This window comes from Paenilisteria portnoyi (genome assembly GCF_014322795.1).
Lineage (GTDB): Bacteria > Bacillota > Bacilli > Lactobacillales > Listeriaceae > Listeria_A > Listeria_A portnoyi.
Map to the genome: position 1 here is coordinate 1 of NZ_JAASTT010000021.1, position 16,207 is coordinate 16,207.

General features: G+C 43.2%; 20 protein-coding genes. 15 read left to right on the forward strand and 5 right to left on the reverse strand.

From position 1 onward, the window contains the following. Nucleotides 1-68: 68 nt before the first annotated feature. Complete coding sequence (locus tag HCJ66_RS12860) at nt 69-347, reverse strand: hypothetical protein (RefSeq protein WP_187133499.1); 279 nt, start codon at nt 345-347, stop codon at nt 69-71. Beyond that, a complete protein-coding gene (locus HCJ66_RS12865; protein WP_187133500.1) occupies nt 340-702 on the reverse strand; it encodes a hypothetical protein in 363 nt (120 codons plus the stop codon). Before HCJ66_RS12865 ends, HCJ66_RS12860 begins: the two co-directional genes overlap by 8 nt. A 265-nt stretch (nt 703-967) precedes the next feature. On the opposite strand from HCJ66_RS12865, the gene HCJ66_RS12870 reads away from it, so the two are divergent. Further along, the gene (locus HCJ66_RS12870; RefSeq protein ID WP_187133501.1) at nt 968-3,616 is read left to right on the forward strand and encodes a cation-translocating P-type ATPase; all 2,649 of its coding nucleotides are present in this window, start codon (nt 968-970) and stop codon (nt 3,614-3,616) included. A 60-nt stretch (nt 3,617-3,676) separates the two neighbouring features. Here HCJ66_RS12870 and HCJ66_RS12875 read toward each other — a convergent pair whose 3' ends face one another. Beyond that, nucleotides 3,677-3,970, reverse strand: coding sequence for a rhodanese-like domain-containing protein (locus HCJ66_RS12875; protein WP_246438680.1), 294 nt, complete (start codon nt 3,968-3,970; stop codon nt 3,677-3,679). A 74-nt stretch (nt 3,971-4,044) separates the two neighbouring features. Further along, on the reverse strand, nt 4,045-4,320 hold the full coding sequence (locus tag HCJ66_RS12880; protein ID WP_187133502.1) for a DUF1294 domain-containing protein: 276 nt from the start codon (nt 4,318-4,320) through the stop codon (nt 4,045-4,047). A 100-nt stretch (nt 4,321-4,420) separates the two neighbouring features. On the opposite strand from HCJ66_RS12880, the gene HCJ66_RS12885 reads away from it, so the two are divergent. The 9 genes from HCJ66_RS12885 to HCJ66_RS12925 all read left to right on the forward strand — a co-directional run bounded on the left by HCJ66_RS12885 (nt 4,421) and on the right by HCJ66_RS12925 (nt 13,080). After that, complete coding sequence (locus HCJ66_RS12885; RefSeq protein ID WP_187133503.1) at nt 4,421-5,098, forward strand: hypothetical protein; 678 nt, start codon at nt 4,421-4,423, stop codon at nt 5,096-5,098. Nucleotides 5,099-5,164: 66 nt separating this feature from the next. Beyond that, nucleotides 5,165-5,542, forward strand: coding sequence for a RidA family protein (locus HCJ66_RS12890; RefSeq protein ID WP_187133504.1), 378 nt, complete (start codon nt 5,165-5,167; stop codon nt 5,540-5,542). A gap of 64 nt (nt 5,543-5,606) precedes the next feature. Next, nucleotides 5,607-6,713, forward strand: coding sequence for a 5-methyltetrahydropteroyltriglutamate--homocysteine S-methyltransferase (locus HCJ66_RS12895; protein ID WP_222717503.1), 1,107 nt, complete (start codon nt 5,607-5,609; stop codon nt 6,711-6,713). Nucleotides 6,714-6,957: 244 nt separating this feature from the next. After that, a complete protein-coding gene (locus HCJ66_RS12900) occupies nt 6,958-8,352 on the forward strand; it encodes an amino acid ABC transporter substrate-binding protein/permease (RefSeq protein ID WP_425489671.1) in 1,395 nt (464 codons plus the stop codon). Next, a complete protein-coding gene (locus tag HCJ66_RS12905; protein ID WP_187133506.1) occupies nt 8,345-9,073 on the forward strand; it encodes an amino acid ABC transporter ATP-binding protein in 729 nt (242 codons plus the stop codon). Before HCJ66_RS12900 ends, HCJ66_RS12905 begins: the two co-directional genes overlap by 8 nt. A gap of 117 nt (nt 9,074-9,190) precedes the next feature. Beyond that, a complete protein-coding gene (locus tag HCJ66_RS12910) occupies nt 9,191-9,868 on the forward strand; it encodes a response regulator transcription factor (RefSeq protein WP_187133507.1) in 678 nt (225 codons plus the stop codon). Further along, on the forward strand, nt 9,865-11,244 hold the full coding sequence (locus HCJ66_RS12915) for a sensor histidine kinase (RefSeq protein ID WP_187133508.1): 1,380 nt from the start codon (nt 9,865-9,867) through the stop codon (nt 11,242-11,244). The genes HCJ66_RS12910 and HCJ66_RS12915 overlap by 4 nt, the downstream gene beginning before the upstream one ends. 79 nt (nt 11,245-11,323) lie before the next feature. After that, entirely contained in the window at nt 11,324-12,412 is a 1,089-nt protein-coding gene (locus tag HCJ66_RS12920; protein WP_187133509.1) for an ABC transporter permease, read from the forward strand. Continuing rightward, nucleotides 12,412-13,080, forward strand: a complete 669-nt coding sequence (locus HCJ66_RS12925) for an ABC transporter ATP-binding protein (protein WP_187133510.1) — start codon at nt 12,412-12,414, stop codon at nt 13,078-13,080. Before HCJ66_RS12920 ends, HCJ66_RS12925 begins: the two co-directional genes overlap by 1 nt. On the opposite strand, the gene HCJ66_RS12930 is transcribed toward HCJ66_RS12925, so the two are convergent. Then, entirely contained in the window at nt 13,077-13,280 is a 204-nt protein-coding gene (locus HCJ66_RS12930; protein WP_187133511.1) for a hypothetical protein, read from the reverse strand. The two genes, HCJ66_RS12925 and HCJ66_RS12930, sit on opposite strands and share 4 nt — an antisense overlap. 232 nt (nt 13,281-13,512) lie before the next feature. On the opposite strand from HCJ66_RS12930, the gene HCJ66_RS12935 reads away from it, so the two are divergent. The 5 genes from HCJ66_RS12935 to HCJ66_RS12955 all read left to right on the forward strand — a co-directional run bounded on the left by HCJ66_RS12935 (nt 13,513) and on the right by HCJ66_RS12955 (nt 16,061). Next, a complete protein-coding gene (locus HCJ66_RS12935; RefSeq protein ID WP_181676135.1) occupies nt 13,513-13,659 on the forward strand; it encodes an Lmo0850 family protein in 147 nt (48 codons plus the stop codon). Between the two features lie 210 nt (nt 13,660-13,869). Then, nucleotides 13,870-14,640, forward strand: coding sequence for a hypothetical protein (locus HCJ66_RS12940; protein ID WP_187133561.1), 771 nt, complete (start codon nt 13,870-13,872; stop codon nt 14,638-14,640). Nucleotides 14,641-14,754: 114 nt separating this feature from the next. Beyond that, nucleotides 14,755-15,306, forward strand: a complete 552-nt coding sequence (locus HCJ66_RS12945; protein ID WP_187133512.1) for a TetR/AcrR family transcriptional regulator — start codon at nt 14,755-14,757, stop codon at nt 15,304-15,306. Nucleotides 15,307-15,390: 84 nt separating this feature from the next. Next, entirely contained in the window at nt 15,391-15,741 is a 351-nt protein-coding gene (locus tag HCJ66_RS12950; protein ID WP_036079683.1) for a DMT family transporter, read from the forward strand. After that, nucleotides 15,741-16,061, forward strand: coding sequence for a DMT family transporter (locus tag HCJ66_RS12955; RefSeq protein WP_187133513.1), 321 nt, complete (start codon nt 15,741-15,743; stop codon nt 16,059-16,061). Before HCJ66_RS12950 ends, HCJ66_RS12955 begins: the two co-directional genes overlap by 1 nt. Nucleotides 16,062-16,207: the final 146 nt, after the last annotated feature.

Below are 16,207 nucleotides of genomic sequence, written 5' to 3' on the forward strand. Positions count from 1 at the left end.
TTCATTGAACAAATTCCTCCGATGTATTTGATATGTTTTATTCTATCATCTTTTGTCCAACTTTTATTCTACACCCACGTAACTTCAATATCTGTTAATATATTTTTATCTACATTTACAAATTCTGCACAATTCTTTTCAATATCTTGTGTTGTACGATCACCAAATTGCTGTAATTGCTCCATATGGGTATCAGTTTTGGTCATGATTACTTGTATTTTAGTTGCTGATGCTAATTGATTCTTACGAGCAGCAGCGGAGGCTTTTTTATAGAAAACTTGTTGCTTCCCTGCAAACTGGCTCGTACTTTGTAATATTGCCGATTCATTAACGTGTATATCAGACATTGGCTTCTTCCTCCAGTTGTTTTAGATTGGTGTAGTAGCGCGAATCTGCTTGAAAATCACTCACTTGATTCTGTGCACGATTGATTTCTATGCGTATCTCTCGTACAAGGTCACTGACAACAGTGCTTTGATTATTCCAAAATTGAAGTCGCCTTTGAAGGACTTGCCGTATCACGCTATCAGATGTATCTTGCCAGAAATCTTGTGGCAAATCAAGTTGACGAGTTGGCAGGTTTCCAACATGTTCGCCTTTTCTTTGTACTTTTGTAGCGAGTTCTTCTAATCTTCGTATCTTTTCTTGTTGCCCTGTAATGGATTGTTGCACACTTGCAATTTCAGCATCATATTTTGACATTCTTCCACCTTCTTTTGTAGATGCATTCACTAAGCTAATTATATCCAATTATGGAAAGGGTTGCAACAATCTGCCAAAAAAGAAGAAAGCTAGACGAGAGCGGAAGACTATACCACCTCAGAACATACTATCGGGTGCTTTCTTTGAGGAGCCTAGTTTTTATCTTTAGTTAAGGTGTTTTTCGCGATTTCGTGGTTTTTTGATTTGAAAATGGGGTTTTTCGGGTATAATGGGTAATATACTGTAAAAAAAGAGGTGTTTGGGGATGCAGAGATATCAAGAGGAAGCGGATAAGGTATTAGAAGAGTTAGAAACTTCTGCGAAAACTGGGTTGACGACGGCTGAGGTTACGAAACGGTTGGAGCGGGATGGTTATAATGAGTTGAAAGACAAGTTACGGGATCCTTTATGGAAACTGTTTTTGGAGACGTTTAAGGATCCGATGGTGATTGTCTTGCTTGCAGCGGCGTTTGTGCAGATTTTGATTGGCGAGGTTGTGGAGTCACTGATTATTTTTGCGGTGCTGATTCTGAACTCGGTGATTAGTGTTGTGCAGACGAGGAAGGCGGAAGGGTCGCTTGATGCGCTGAAAGAGATGTCGGCACCCGCGGCTAAGGTGATCAGGAACGGTGAGAAGTTGACGATTGCTGCGCGGGAACTCGTTGTCGGCGATATTGTTTTGCTGGATGCTGGGGATTTTGTTCCGGCGGATGGGCGGATTTTTGAAAGTGGTTCGCTTAAAGTGGACGAGGGCATGTTGACGGGGGAATCGGAGGCGGTCGAAAAACATATTCGGGTGATTTCGGAGGACGTGGCGCTTGGGGATCGGAAAAACATGGTCTTCAGTGGCGCGCTGACGGTTTATGGTCGTGGTGCTTTTGTCGTGACTGGAACGGGTGGCGGTACGGAAATCGGAAAAATTGCTGGACTGCTTGAGAGTGCTGAGGCGAAACAGACGCCATTGCAACAAAAATTGGAGAGCTTTAGTAAGAAACTGGGTGTCGGGATTTTGCTGTTGTGTATCTTGATTTTCGCGATTGAGGCTGGGCGTGCTTGGCTTGGTGGCGGCAGTGGAGACATGACGAAAGCGATTTTGAATGCGTTTATGTTTGCGGTGGCTGTGGCTGTTGCGGCGATTCCGGAGGCGTTGTCGTCGATTGTGACGATTGTGTTGTCTGTTGGGACGAACAAGATGGCAAAACGGCACGCGATTATTCGGAAGTTGCCGGCGGTGGAGACGCTTGGTTCGACGAGCGTGATTTGTACGGATAAAACGGGGACGTTGACGCAGAATAAAATGACGGTGGTAGATTATTATTTGCCGGATGGGACGCAGGAAGTTTTCCCGGATACGCCGGATACGTGGTCGGAGGGTGAGCGTCGTTTGATTCATATCGCGGTGCTTTGTAACGACTCGAATATTAATGAGGAGGGTCTCGAGCTTGGGGACCCGACGGAGGTTGCGCTGATCGCGTTTAGTAATAAGAACAATAAGAATTACAACGAGATTCGGGAGCGTTATTTGCGTGAGGCGGAGATTCCGTTTGATTCGGAACGGAAGTTGATGTCGACGGTGCATACATTTGATGGGCAAAAAGCGATGCTGACAAAAGGTGGACCGGATGTCGTGTTTGCGCGCTGTAGCCAAGTGTTTTTGGATGGTAAGGAGCAGCCGTTGACAGAGGAATTGAAGGCGACCTTGATGCAGGCGAATGAGGACTTTTCGAATCAGGCGTTACGGGTTTTGGCGTATGCGTATAAGCGTTTGGACGGTTCGCAGTCGGATGTTGATTTGGCTGATGAGCATGATTTGGTGCTCGTTGGTTTGACGGCGATGATTGATCCGCCGCGTGAAGCTGTTTATGCGGCGATTGAGGAGTCGAAAAAGGCTGGGATTCGCACGGTGATGATTACTGGGGATCATAAGACAACGGCGCAGGCGATTGGACGCGACATTGGCTTGATGCAACCGGATGACATCGCGCTTACTGGGCAAGAACTCGATGCGTTATCGGAGCAAGAACTGGATGAAAAACTGGAACATATTTCGGTCTATGCCCGGGTGTCTCCTGAAAATAAAATTCGAATCGTGAAAGCTTGGCAGAAAAAAGGGAAGGTTACTTCGATGACGGGGGATGGTGTGAATGATGCGCCGGCCTTGAAGCAAGCCGATATTGGTGTGGCGATGGGAAGTGGGACCGATGTTGCCAAAGATGCTTCGGCGATGGTCTTGACGGATGATAATTTCGTTTCGATTGTAAGCGCGGTGGAAGTCGGCCGTACTGTTTTTGATAATATTAAAAAGTCGATTGCGTACCTGTTTGCTGGGAATCTAGGCGCGATTATTGCGATTCTTTTTGCGTTAGTATTTGACTGGATTAATCCGTTTACGGCGCTGCAACTGCTGTTTATCAACTTGGTCAATGACTCCTTGCCAGCGATAGCACTCGGAATGGAGAAAGCGGAGCCAGATGTGATGGAGCGTAAACCGCGGGATATTAAAGAAGGCATTTTTGCGGGCGGAACGATGCAGGCAGTCATTACGCGTGGTGTTTTGATTGGGGTTGCGGTTATTATTTCGCAATATATCGGCTTGCAACACTCGCCTGAAATTAGCGTTGCGATGGCATTTACGACGCTGATCTTGGCTCGTACATTGCAAACTTTTGCGGCACGTTCTAATAAGCAAACTGCATTTGAAGCAGGATTTTTCAGTAATAAATACGTGATTTACGCTGTATTGGTATGTTTTGTGCTTTATGGCGTGACGATACTTCCAGGTGCGCGTGAAGTCTTCTCGATTCCAGCATCATTCGGTCTAAACGAGTGGGGAATTGCTGCAGGACTTGCGCTTGCCGCTGTGATTTTGATGGAACTTGGCAAACTAGTAAGTCGAATTGGAAAAGGGAAATAACACAAAACAAAGAGGTACGCCAGACACGGTTTTTTCCGCAAATGTGGCGTACCTCTTGTCTTAGTTTTCTTTTTCGAGCCAAGCGTTCATGCCACCGACGACATTTTCGCATTGGAGCCCGCGTGCACTTAGGTATTCGCATGCTTGTGTAGAGCGTTTACCGGAATAACAAATCACGCTGTAAATGGTGTTTGGATTTAATTCATCTACAAAATTTGGCAAGCCAATCAGCGGAATATTGCGGACACCTTCAATGTGAACGGCGTTGAAATCGTCCGTGTCACGCACATCGATAATGTTCTCTGCAGAACGACTCTCTAATTCTTCTACGGAAATAAGATTAAAACTCATCATTAAAAACCCCTCTCGAATAGTTTTATTTTAAAGGATAGTGGGGGTAGAAAACAACTTCGGCGCTTGTGATAAAGCTACTTAAAATAAGTCATAAGATAGAGGATGGCGCCAATATGCAGGACAATCGAGAAAGGAACGCCAATTTTAAACTTCCATTTATGCGTTTTGTGGTGGCAAGTATGCATACCAATCCATGAGCCGATTCCACCACCGAGAAAGGCAACGAGTAAAAGTGTAGCTTCCGGAATGCGCCATTGATGCTTGATTGCTTTTCGTTTATCGATAGCCATGGTCGCAAAACCGATACTATTGATAACCGCATAATATAGAATAAGTAATGTGATAAACATGATTTTCCTCCTGTTTCCTTAACAAAAAATGTTTTAAAAGTGCCAAATGAATGGCGACAAGTTATAATTATATCATATTTAAAAAGGAGTGAGTTTTGAGATGATTCGAGATTATTTTTCGTATGTGGGGATGACAATTGTTCGACCAGTAAAAACAAGTATGCAAGCAAGTAAGGAAAAAGGGGTATTTGGATTATTTCACATATTATTATTTGTCATAGGACTATCTTTGCAGTACAGCTGGAACATGAAGGGATTAATACTAAACGCGATGCAAGAGTATCCGATATTACAAAAAATAGTTACCGCCATTTTTGTTTCTTCGGGACAAGTTTTCCTGTATATCTTGATTTTAATGTTGCTAAATATCACCGTTGCTTGGGTCGCGATACGCTATATTATGGGGATTAAAGAAGTGACATTCATGAAAAGCGCTGCAGGAATCGGCGGTATGATCACGTTCCCGCTTGTTATTTTGATTGTATCTATTATCATGACAAGCTTCGGTTCGGTGCTTATCTCCGTGCTACTCTGCATGATGGCCTTATTATTTCTGCCATACGCAATCATGTATTTTATTATCGGACATTATGAAAAATCACGCGTCGATGTGTATTGGGTTAGTATTTTAGTATTTGTAGCCGTTACAATCATAACGTTGCTCGGCATGTATTTACTTATCCAAGTATTTATGTCGAATGTACACGATGTCACAGGCCAAGTGCAACACCTTATTCTCGAACGATGGAATGATTTCCGTGATAAGTTGCCTATTTAAAGATTGCAAAACTATCTGAATTGACATACAATACTAACATAAACAGAATTTAGGAGGATTTCATACATGACAAAAGAAATAATTCATACAGATCAAGCACCAAAAGCGTTGGGACCTTATTCTCAAGCGGTAAAAGTAAACGGTTTTATTTATGCATCAGGGCAACTAGGCATTGATCCCGCAACAGGTGAAATGGTGGCAGGCGTGGAAGCACAAACAAAGCAAGCATTCGCGAACATCAAAGCGGTGCTAGAAGCTGGCGGTTCAAGCCTAGATAAAATCGTCAAAACAACCGTACTTTTCAAAGACCTTGGTAATTTTATCGCGGTCAATGAGATTTATGCATCGTTTTTCGAAGGAGATTACCCGGCACGTAGCGCTTTTCAAGTGGCTAAATTACCGAATGACGCGGATATTGAAATCGAAGTAATCGCAGAAGCATAGAATAAAAAGCTGAGCCTTGTAAAAAGGTTCGGTTTTTTCAAATTTGGGGATTGGAGTGGATATTATGGGAAAAGCACCATTTAAAGCAGATCAGGTTGGTAGTATTTTAAGAACGGAAGCGATCAAGCAGGCAAGGTTAGACAAAGCATCAGGCAAAATAAACGACGCAGAACTACGCGCGATTGAGGATGAAGAAATCAAATATATCGTGGCTAAACAAAAAGAGGCGGGTCTGAAAGCTGTGACCGATGGCGAGTTCCGCCGCGCTTGGTGGCATTTCGATTTTCTAGAGGGATTGGATGGCGTGGAAGGATATGACGCGCAGGATGGCATTCAGTTCGCCAACGTCCAAACGAAAACACACTCCGTCAAAATTGTAGCGCCGATTCGATTTGGCAACCACCCGATGCTTGCGGACTATCAGTTTTTACATAGCATTGCGGGAGACGACGCCGTTGCAAAAATGACGATTCCGAGTCCAGCGATGTTGCACTACCGCGGGGATATGGAGTACGCGCCGTATTTAGCAGACAATGCGCTGTTCGTTCAAGATTTGGCGAATGCTTATAAAGAAGCGATTCAAGCTTTTTACGATGCGGGTTGCCGTTATTTGCAACTTGACGATACATCGTGGAGTTATTTATGTTCCGATGAGCAACGCGAAGTCGTTCGTTCACGCGGTTTTGACCCAGATGCCTTACAAGAAACGTACAAAAATCTAATCAACGAGGCCATCTCCGAAAAACCAGCGGATATGGTGATCACAATGCACATTTGCCGTGGCAATTTCCGGTCGACATGGATTGCTTCCGGTGGCTATGAACCCGTTGCCGAAACCCTGTTTGGCGGTCTAAATATCGATGGCTTTTTCCTAGAGTATGACAATGACCGTTCTGGCGATTTTGCTCCATTACGCTACGTCAAGCGCCCAGATTTGAAAATTATTCTCGGCCTTATCACATCAAAAAATGGCGGCCTAGAAGACCCAGACGCTATTAAAGCAAGAATTAAAGAAGCATCCGAGTTCGTCCCACTTTCCCAACTTTGCTTAAGCCCACAATGCGGTTTTGCATCAACAGAAGAAGGAAATATCCTTACCGAAGACGAACAATGGGCAAAATTAGGACACGTTGTAGCGATTGCAAAAAATGTCTGGGGCGACGAAGCCTAACAAAATTTATAAACCGAAAGACATGAAAAAACCTTGGAATAGCGCGATTATTCCGAGGTTTTTGATGTTTTCCACTAAACCTTATCCGAATAGGGTATTTTCAATAAGGTTACATTATGATAAAATCGAGGATGTGTTATGTTTTTTACAGCATCAAAAGTACAGAAATAATTTATATACATACTTGCAAAATGGGGAGGAAATAATGAAAAAGACGAAAATACTATTTTTACTTTTGGCATTTATGGCAGTATTCGCAATGGTTGCAGGTAGTTTTGTACCAACAGCGCAGGCAGCAGAACAAAAAGTGTATGAAATCGGGACAGACGAAACTTTTGCGCCGTTTGAATTTCAGAATAAGAAAGGCGAGCTTGTTGGGATTGACATGGATATCCTGAAAGCCATCGCCAAAGATCAAGATTTTCAGTATAACGTGAAGCCACTCGGGTTTAATGCGGCGGTTCAAGCGTTGACGAGTAATCAAGTGGATGGCGTTATCGCAGGAATGAGTATTACCGATGAACGCAAGCAAAAATTCGATTTCTCGGATCCTTATTTTGAATCAGGCATCGTCATGGCGATCAAAAAAGGCGACGATTCGATTCAATCCTATGAAGATTTACGCGGCAAGAAAGTCGCTGTCAAAACAGGAACGGAAGGCTATGCTTTTGCAGATGCCAATAAAGAAAAATACGGCTACACACTCGTGCCATTCGATGACTCGGCAAGCATGTACGCAGATGTTAGAACTGGCAATTCTGTCGCGTGTTTCGATGATTATCCAGTACTCGCTTACGGCGTAAAACAAGGCAATGGCCTCGACATCGTCACGGAAAAAGAAAAAGGTAATTCATACGGTTTTGCAGTCAACAAAGGCAAAAATCAAGAACTCCTTGAGAAATTCAACGTTGGGCTAATGAACATCAAAGCAAGTGGTGAATACAAAGAAATCATTGACCGCTATATTGGAAGCGACGTAAAACCACAATCATTCTGGGATTTACTTATCGAAAGCGCGCCAGCCTTGCTTCTAGGTCTTTGGTACACGATTAAATTAACGCTCATTTCGCTCGTTTTTGCAGCAATTCTAGGACTTGTCTTCGGTTTCCTAAAAGTGAGTCGCAGCAAAGTATTGCGCGGTATCGCAACGGTTTATGTCGACATTTTCCGCGGTATTCCGCTAATCGTCCTAGCATTCTTTATTTATTTTGGGATTCCCGAAGCGATGGGCTTTAAAATGGATGCTACCGTCGCCGCAGTCATCACCTTGAGTTTAAACGCGGGGGCTTACATTACCGAAATTATCCGCGGTGGAATTCAAGCTGTCGATAAAGGTCAGATGGAGGCGGGTCGTTCGCTCGGCTTACCATACGGCAAAACGATGATCAAAATTATCTTGCCGCAAGCGATTCGCGTCATGATCCCGTCGTTTATCAACCAATTCGTTATCACCTTGAAAGATACGTCTATCATGAGTGTTATCGGTCTTGTCGAGTTAACACAATCTGGTAAAATCATCATCGCGCGTACATTCGAATCGTCCACTATTTGGCTGATTGTTGCAATCATGTACTTGATTGTCATCACCGCCTTGACGAAACTATCGAACGTGATGGAACGGAGGGTAAATAATGACTAAACTAAAAGTAACCGACTTAAAGAAAAGCTTCGGCACAAATGAAGTTTTAAAAGGAATTAATCTCGAAGTGGCAGAAGGCGAAGTAGTTTGCGTCATCGGCCCGTCTGGTTCTGGAAAAAGTACATTTTTGCGTTGCATGAATAACCTCGAGGAAATCACAGCTGGCGATGTAATCGTTGACGACTTCCAGATTACCGATAAAAAAACAGACATCAACAAAGTACGCGAAAACATTGGGATGGTATTCCAGCATTTCAACCTTTTCCCGCACATGTCTGTTTTGAAAAATATCACGCTTGCACCAACAGAATTACGCAAACAATCGAAAGAAGAAGCTCGGAAAACGGGTCTAGCGCTCCTGCAACGTGTCGGCTTATCTGATAAAGCAGACGCGCTACCAAGCCAACTTTCTGGCGGACAAAAACAACGTGTCGCGATTGCCCGTGCGCTCGCGATGAATCCTGATATCATGCTTTTTGATGAGCCAACGTCAGCACTCGATCCAGAAATGGTCGGCGAAGTTCTGGGCGTTATGAAGGATTTAGCGAAAGAAGGCATGACGATGATTGTTGTCACGCATGAAATGGGCTTCGCAAAAGAAGTTGGTGACCGAGTTATTTTCATGGACGGCGGTTATATCGTCGAAGAAGGTACACCAGAGCGAGTATTTGACGCACCACAACATGAACGTACCATCAGCTTCTTAGAAAAAGTATTATAGTTTGAAAATCATGTCTCCATCACCCGAGACATGATTTTTTTTCGCGAAATTTTGGCATTGTGGCGGATTTTTTGATATGATGCAGTAAAAGTAGGACGGGTCAGGTGAGCGAGGAAGATGAAGCAAATTTTAGTGGTAGATGACGATCGGCATATTCGCCAATTGGTGGGGCATTGCTTACGGGCGGAAGGGTTCCACGTACTTGAGGCAAGCGATGGTGCGGAGGCTGAGATCATCGTTGAAAAGCAACAAGTCCATCTGGCGGTAATCGATATCATGATGCCCAATATGGACGGTTTTGAACTATGCGAAAAAATGTATGCGAGTTATCCAGATATCCCGGTTATTATGCTAACGGCAAAAGACGCGCTAGCCGATAAAGCACGCGGTTTTGAAGTTGGAACCGATGATTATATCACGAAACCATTCGAGCCCCAAGAACTCGTTTTTCGGATTCGGGCTTTGTTACGACGTTCCAATCAATCAAGCGAAGTAAAAATTAAAATTGGCAATATCACCATCGACCAAAAGAGTTATGGCATCACGATCGGCAACCGCGAAAGAATGATTCCCGTCAAAGAGTTCGAGCTACTTTACCAGCTTGCGAGCTATCCAGGACGTATTTTCACACGAGAGGAACTACTCGAACGCATTTGGCAACGTGATTACGATGGCAGTGATCGGACGATAGATGTACATATTAAGCGGTTACGAGATCATTTTGATGAAACAAAAGACGGCATTCGGATTACGACGGTGCGCGGTGTCGGCTACAAATTGGAGGAGACAATATGAAATCGCTGTACACCCGAATTGTCATTACGATGCTTGTTGTCATTCTTTCCAGCAGTTTACTGGGTTTCTTTTTCGCTAATATTTATTACCAAGTGAAGCTAAAACCATTTAACGACGAAAAAATCACCGATATGGCAACATCGATTCAGCAATTCTATCAGACTAACGATACGATTTCATTGGACAGCTATCTTGAAAACGTTGGTACGCTTGGTTATGAACTATACCTTACGGATGGCGACGCGACCTCTCGTTATTTCGGTGGTGAATTCCGAGAAACCTATTTGCCGCCAAAAACAGTGCAAAAAGTGCTAGCTGGCGAGACATATCACGGTATCGATTCATTCCAGACAGGCCTTTTCATCACGGGATTTTTCGATAATGATGTTCGAAATACGATTGGTGTGCCAGTGGAATCAGATGGGAAAACGATGGCGCTGTTTTTACGACAAGACCCAGAACGGCAATTTGGCGAGTTGCGGATCTTTTTTGCGATGATTCTCATTTTTACGTCGGTTATCAGTATTTTGTTCGTACTTATTAGTGGGCGCTATATCGTGAATCCAATTGTAAAATTGACGAACGCGACGAAGCAGATTCGCAAGGGAAACTATGATGTGGGCTTACAAGTTCGGCGCAAAGATGAGATTGGCCAGCTCGCCGATTCCTTTGCAAAAATGGCCGGGGAACTGGAGAAATCGGAGGCTGCGCGCCAAGAATTCGTTGCCAATGTGTCGCATGAATTGCAGTCACCACTTACATCTATGCAAGGATTCGCGACATTGCTTGGTTCAGAAACACTGACAACCGCAGAACGAGCGGAATATTTGGCCATTTTATCTGAGGAAACGATGCGCCTATCTTCCTTGACGAAGCAGCTACTAACTCTCGCATCATTGGATCAAGAAGCCGAGTTGCGTAAAAAAGATGTATTTCAGTTGGAAGAACAATGGCGCCAACTACTGCAAATGACCGAATGGAGTTGGCGTGCCAAGGAATTAACGATGGATATTGAGTTGGCAGATGTGGCATACAGTGGTGACGCGGAATTGCTCTATCAAGTCTGGTCCAACCTGTTAACAAACGCGATTAAGTTTACACCAAAAGGAGGCACCATCAAGATTCGGCTCTATGAAACGACCGATGATGTGTGCGTAGAAGTCGAGGATAGCGGTATCGGGATAAACGAGGCAGAAATCCCTAACATATTCCGCCGCTTCTACAAAGCCAATCAAAGCCGGTCCCGCGAGGAAGGATCTAGTGGTCTAGGCCTATCCATCAGCCAAAAAATTATCAAGTTACACCACGGAACCATCCTCGTCGAAAGTAAGCTAGGCGAAGGCACGAAATTCACTATCATTCTTCCTAAAAATTAAATTTGTAAAATCCGATTCACATTCCGTTTACAAAACTCCTTTAAACTAAGTGTAAGATCTTATAGAGGAGTTGAACGGAATGTTTTTGGCGTTAAGAGAATTGAAACATGCAAAACTACGCTATTTTTTAATAGGGCTTATTATGGTGTTGATCGCTTGGCTCGTTTTGTTTGTCACGGGTTTAGCAAATGGGCTCGCAAATGATAACGGAGCCGCGATTTCATCGAATCAAGCGACCTATTACGTGTTGCAGAAAGACTCGGATAATCGCTTAACGAGGTCGAACTTAACCACGGTGGAGACAGAGGAGATTGCAAAACAAGTCGGGAAATCGGATAGTACGAACCTTGGCGTGCAAATGGGGACGGTAACGCCACCTGCGAAAGACAAGAAAACAGACATTACTTATTTTGGCATCGATAAGAGTAGCTTCATGAAACCGGAAATCACAGAAGGAAAAGCGCCTCAAACAAAAAACGAGGTGATAGCAGATATCTCATTGAAAGAATCAGGTTACAAATTGAAAAGTGAAATAAAGGATAGCGCAACAGGAAACGTGTTCCAAATTACCGCTTTTACGAAAAATAATACATTTAGCCATTCCCCCGTTATTTTTGTCGGTTGGGACGCTTGGGAAATGATTCATCAAACGAATCAAGCAGCCAAGGGTGAATATACAGCGGTCGCGCTAAATGTTTCAGAAAGCAAAGCCGAGAGTTTATCGCTCGGAAAATTAGAACTGGCATCGAGCAAAGAGGTGCTTCAAGGCATTCCGGGATATTCCGAAGAACAAGGTTCGCTACTCATGATGATCGCCTTTTTATTCGTCATTGCCGCCTTTGTTTTAGCCGCCTTTTTCTACGTCATCACGATTCAGAAAATCAATCAATTTGGCGTTTTAAAAGCTGTCGGAGCAAGAACCGCGTACCTCGGACGAAGCATTGTCAGTCAAGTCGTCTTTTTATCAGTCGTTAGTCTACTCATTGGGAACGGATTAACGTTCGGTTTAGCCGCGATTTTGCCAGCTAGTATGCCATTCACACTCAGCCCACTACTCGCCATCGGGTGCTCGGTCTTATTCCTTGCCGTGGCCGTAGCTGGATCGATGCTATCACTTTACCGCGTGGCTAAAGTAGACGCACTAGAAGCAATTGGGAGGGCAATCTAATGACATTAACGATGAAAAATATTTCTAAAAGTTATCAAGACGGAGATCAGGTTGTTGAGGTTTTGAAAAATGTATCTTTAGAAGTCGCACAAGGAGAATTCGTCGCAATCGTCGGTCCGTCGGGTGCTGGGAAAAGTACCTTTTTATCCATCGCAGGGGCGCTTTTATCACCGACAGCTGGAGAAATAACGATAGGTGGCACAGAGCTCAGCCAACTTTCCAACAAAGCACTAACAGAAATTCGTCTTGAAAAAGTCGGTTTCATCTTCCAAGGCGCGAATCTGATTCCGTATTTAAATGTTCGTGATCAGCTCCTACTTATTGCTGAGTTGGCGGGTCATCGTGGTAGCCAAGCGAAACAAAAGGCAGACACATTGCTCAGCGAATTAGGACTTACCGCGCGCCAACATAATTATCCAGAAAGCTTATCAGGCGGTGAAAAACAACGTGTTGCGATTGCGAGATCCTTGATGAACAATCCAGATGTGATTTTAGCTGATGAACCAACAGCAAGTCTAGATGCGAGTCGGGGGCATAAAGTGGTGCAAATGATTGCCCAAGAAGTGAAGCGAAATAACAAAGCAGCAATCATGGTGACTCATGACGAGCGCGTACTGGACTTGGTTGACCGCGTTATCAGAATAGAAGACGGCCATCTAAAAGGCTAGACAAATAAAAAATACAAGCTATCCTGTTCCGCATTGGAATAAGAGGGCTTGTATTTTTTCTGATTCATTTTCGCTTGCTTTGTTTTTGTTCGTTTCGTCCGTAAATCCAACGTTGCAAAAGCACTTCTATGAATCGCCGGATCCAGTTTTCCTTCTCTAACACGCTTCATTCGCGCTTTCTTGGCCTGTGAAATCGCCATGTTCATCACTCCTTCGTATTTTCTAATTGTAACAAAATTTCTTAAAAAAGTCCCTTTTGATGTATAATATTCGGGTTTAAACCGTTTACAGGACTTAAAAATAAAAAATAATTCGTAAATAAGAGATATTTTTTGAAATAGGGGTATTTTTGTCAGCGGTTTTGTGTTAAAGTGAACCTATAGAGAAAATACAAACGGGATAACTTGTAAAAAGCGATTGGAGTGATACCATTTGCAAGAAAATAAAGATGTATTGAATAAGGTAATCCAACAATTAGAGAAAAAAGGTATTTTTGTAGAGAAGACCAAATCCAGAAATGACATTTGGCGCAATCTGCAAAAAAACAATTTGAACATTGTGAAGCTAGGCATTCGTTGAACTACATAGACACATTTTGGAGTCGGTATTCTGCATATCGGCTTTTTTATATGGATTTAATTTCGATAAACGTTTTTTGCCCGAGTCTGTCATCAATTAGTAACTAAGATTTGAATCAATTGACACATACATTTTGACATAAGTGTTGTATGATAGACGTATAGTTGCGCGAAAGAGGATAGAAATATGAGAAATTGGGTGAGTGAGGCAATGAAAAAAGAGATATTGAAGCAGCAAACGATTTATGTACATATGGATAATGTGATAAATAATGTTGTGACGAGCGGTATTACATTTTGTGATTTTATGAATGGTGTCATGACCCCGCCTCAAAATGTTTTGTTGTTAAAGCATCAATTTCCAGAGGCATCTTTCAATGCGCATACATCTTTTCATTACAGTGAAGTGAACGATTTATCGGAATTGAAGAAGGCGCCAGTTTCGCAATATGCAGATTTTTGCTGGGTAGATTTTGAAGATCTTGATTTAGTGAATCAGTTAACAGCGCAAGAAGTGGCGGAGTTGCTTTATTTGGCACATACTGGTAGGCATTTACGCTCCCCATTTTACTACAAACTACAAAATAATTTCGTTTATTTAACGAAAGAGGATGGACGCTATAATAAGGTCTATTACCGCAATTTAGACCAGTTTTATCATGTACTTGGCTATGCGATTTGGAAAAATATGATGCAGATGACAACAGAGAAAATCGTCCTTCCATTTATGAAACGGAAAAAAATTGCTGATATACCAACAGATTTGTTGAAGAAGTTCGCGGAGTATTTCCGGGAGGGGGCATGTATTTCGTTTGACGATGCGGTGAAGACGCGGAATCAGATTGAGGTGCCAATTGGCTTGAATTTAAAAGACGATATGCAAGAGTTGTTGCGTTCGAATGATTTAATTGAATATGAGCACGTGGTTGCCCATTTAATCTATGATATGAAACAAAATGAATGGTCTGTTATTGATGGATAATACGCCTTTTTGACAAATTATGCGACAGTTTACGTAAAACTAGAGTTTCTAGGTTTACGTAAACTATTTTTATTGCTATAATAAAACTAATGAATGTTAGTTAGGGGGTTTCGTATGTCAAGTCAGCGATTGAAAGAGGCGGCATTACCACTTTTTGCAGAGCAGGGTTATGAGGGAACGGCGCTATCGGAAATTGCGAAGGCGGTTGGAATTAAGACGCCATCGATTTACGCGCATTTTGCCTCGAAGGAAGCGTTGTTTTTGGAAATTTATCGAGATGTGATGCGACACGAATTGGTGATGCTAGAAGAAGTTGCGAAGGAAAAACATGGCACGATGGAAGCAGAATTGCGCGCTTTCTTCTATAAAGTCACTGATTTTGGTGTGGATCCTGATGTGAAACGATTTTTCCAACGCGCGATTTTCTTTCCACCTCAATCACTCGCAAAACAGATGCGTGAGGAGATGACCACGTATGAAGCGATGACGTCAGAATCTATTGGTGCGATTTTAGGCCAGGAGCTAGACGCGGTGCAGAAGGAGAAATGGATTTATGTGTTCTATTGTTTGCTTGATGGATTGAGCTTGGAGCATGAAATCTATGGTGTCGAGGATTTCGCGAAACGGCGCGACGCAGCATGGGAAGCATTGGCAGCGTTATTGTAAGAAAGAGAGGATGACCTTTCGGATACGTGATAGATCGTATTTTCAACAAATTTGGGACATCCCAGTATCTAGGAGGAAAAAGTGATGGCATGGATTTATTTAATGCTCGCTGGATTGTCTGAAATCGTTTGGGCGTTCGGTTTGAAAGAAGCGCACGGCTTTAGTAGGCTAGGATGGAGTTTGTTAACGATTGCGTTTTTAATCGTCAGTTTTTATTTATTCGCGCGGGCGATGCGTAAGATTCCGATTGGCACGGCGTATGCTGTTTTTACAGGGATTGGCGCAGCAGGAACGGCGATTATTGGTATGCTCTTTTTGAATGAATCGGCAAATCTTTGGAAAATTATCTCGCTGATTGTTCTGATTTCAGGGATTATTGGTCTGAAATTGGTAGATGGCGGCGCTAAGTCGGATGAAAAGGCTGGTGACGCGTGATGGCATGGATTTTTCTGTTGCTTGCTGGACTTTGTGAAATGGCTTTTGTCGTGATGATGAAGCTTTCAGAAGGGTTTAAGAAGCTAAATTATTCCGTTTATACGATTCTATTTATGATTGCGAGTTTTTTCTTACTCTCACTTGCTTTGAAGACGATTCCGATTGGGACGGGCTACGCGATTTGGACCGGTATTGGTGCGGTTGGCTCAGTTATGATGGGAATGTTGCTTTTTAAGGAGAAAAAAAGTGCGCTAAAACTCTTCTTCATCGCACTAATTGTTGCAGGAGTTATCGGCCTAAAACTCACCAGCGGGGTCTAAACGTGGCGACAAACGCTCAGCTTCGTCGTTAAAGCCTGTGCTTCGGTGCTCACGTACAAATCGTACGCTCCGCTCCGATGCTCGGCTTTGCCTAGAATCTAAGCATTTGTCGCCACGTTTAGGATACGGCGGGGTATCGGGGATTT

Excerpts from the sequence above, each read along its gene's own strand:
- HCJ66_RS12890 (WP_187133504.1), top strand. The coding sequence starts at position 5,165 with ATGACAAAAGAAATAATTCATACAGATCAAGCACCAAAAGCGTTGGGA.
- HCJ66_RS12895 (WP_222717503.1), top strand. The coding sequence starts at position 5,607 with ATGGGAAAAGCACCATTTAAAGCAGATCAGGTTGGTAGTATTTTAAGA.
- HCJ66_RS12880 (WP_187133502.1), bottom strand. The coding sequence starts at position 4,320 with ATGTTTATCACATTACTTATTCTATATTATGCGGTTATCAATAGTATC.
- HCJ66_RS12865 (WP_187133500.1), bottom strand. The coding sequence starts at position 702 with ATGTCAAAATATGATGCTGAAATTGCAAGTGTGCAACAATCCATTACA.
- HCJ66_RS12955 (WP_187133513.1), top strand. The coding sequence starts at position 15,741 with ATGGCATGGATTTTTCTGTTGCTTGCTGGACTTTGTGAAATGGCTTTT.
- HCJ66_RS12905 (WP_187133506.1), top strand. The coding sequence starts at position 8,345 with ATGACTAAACTAAAAGTAACCGACTTAAAGAAAAGCTTCGGCACAAAT.
- HCJ66_RS12900 (WP_425489671.1), top strand. The coding sequence starts at position 6,958 with ATGGCAGTATTCGCAATGGTTGCAGGTAGTTTTGTACCAACAGCGCAG.
- HCJ66_RS12910 (WP_187133507.1), top strand. The coding sequence starts at position 9,191 with ATGAAGCAAATTTTAGTGGTAGATGACGATCGGCATATTCGCCAATTG.
- HCJ66_RS12875 (WP_246438680.1), bottom strand. The coding sequence starts at position 3,970 with ATGATGAGTTTTAATCTTATTTCCGTAGAAGAATTAGAGAGTCGTTCT.
- HCJ66_RS12915 (WP_187133508.1), top strand. The coding sequence starts at position 9,865 with ATGAAATCGCTGTACACCCGAATTGTCATTACGATGCTTGTTGTCATT.
- HCJ66_RS12940 (WP_187133561.1), top strand. The coding sequence starts at position 13,870 with ATGAAAAAAGAGATATTGAAGCAGCAAACGATTTATGTACATATGGAT.
- HCJ66_RS12860 (WP_187133499.1), bottom strand. The coding sequence starts at position 347 with ATGTCTGATATACACGTTAATGAATCGGCAATATTACAAAGTACGAGC.
- HCJ66_RS12885 (WP_187133503.1), top strand. The coding sequence starts at position 4,421 with ATGATTCGAGATTATTTTTCGTATGTGGGGATGACAATTGTTCGACCA.
- HCJ66_RS12950 (WP_036079683.1), top strand. The coding sequence starts at position 15,391 with ATGGCATGGATTTATTTAATGCTCGCTGGATTGTCTGAAATCGTTTGG.
- HCJ66_RS12930 (WP_187133511.1), bottom strand. The coding sequence starts at position 13,280 with ATGGCGATTTCACAGGCCAAGAAAGCGCGAATGAAGCGTGTTAGAGAA.
- HCJ66_RS12945 (WP_187133512.1), top strand. The coding sequence starts at position 14,755 with ATGTCAAGTCAGCGATTGAAAGAGGCGGCATTACCACTTTTTGCAGAG.
- HCJ66_RS12920 (WP_187133509.1), top strand. The coding sequence starts at position 11,324 with ATGTTTTTGGCGTTAAGAGAATTGAAACATGCAAAACTACGCTATTTT.
- HCJ66_RS12925 (WP_187133510.1), top strand. The coding sequence starts at position 12,412 with ATGACATTAACGATGAAAAATATTTCTAAAAGTTATCAAGACGGAGAT.
- HCJ66_RS12870 (WP_187133501.1), top strand. The coding sequence starts at position 968 with ATGCAGAGATATCAAGAGGAAGCGGATAAGGTATTAGAAGAGTTAGAA.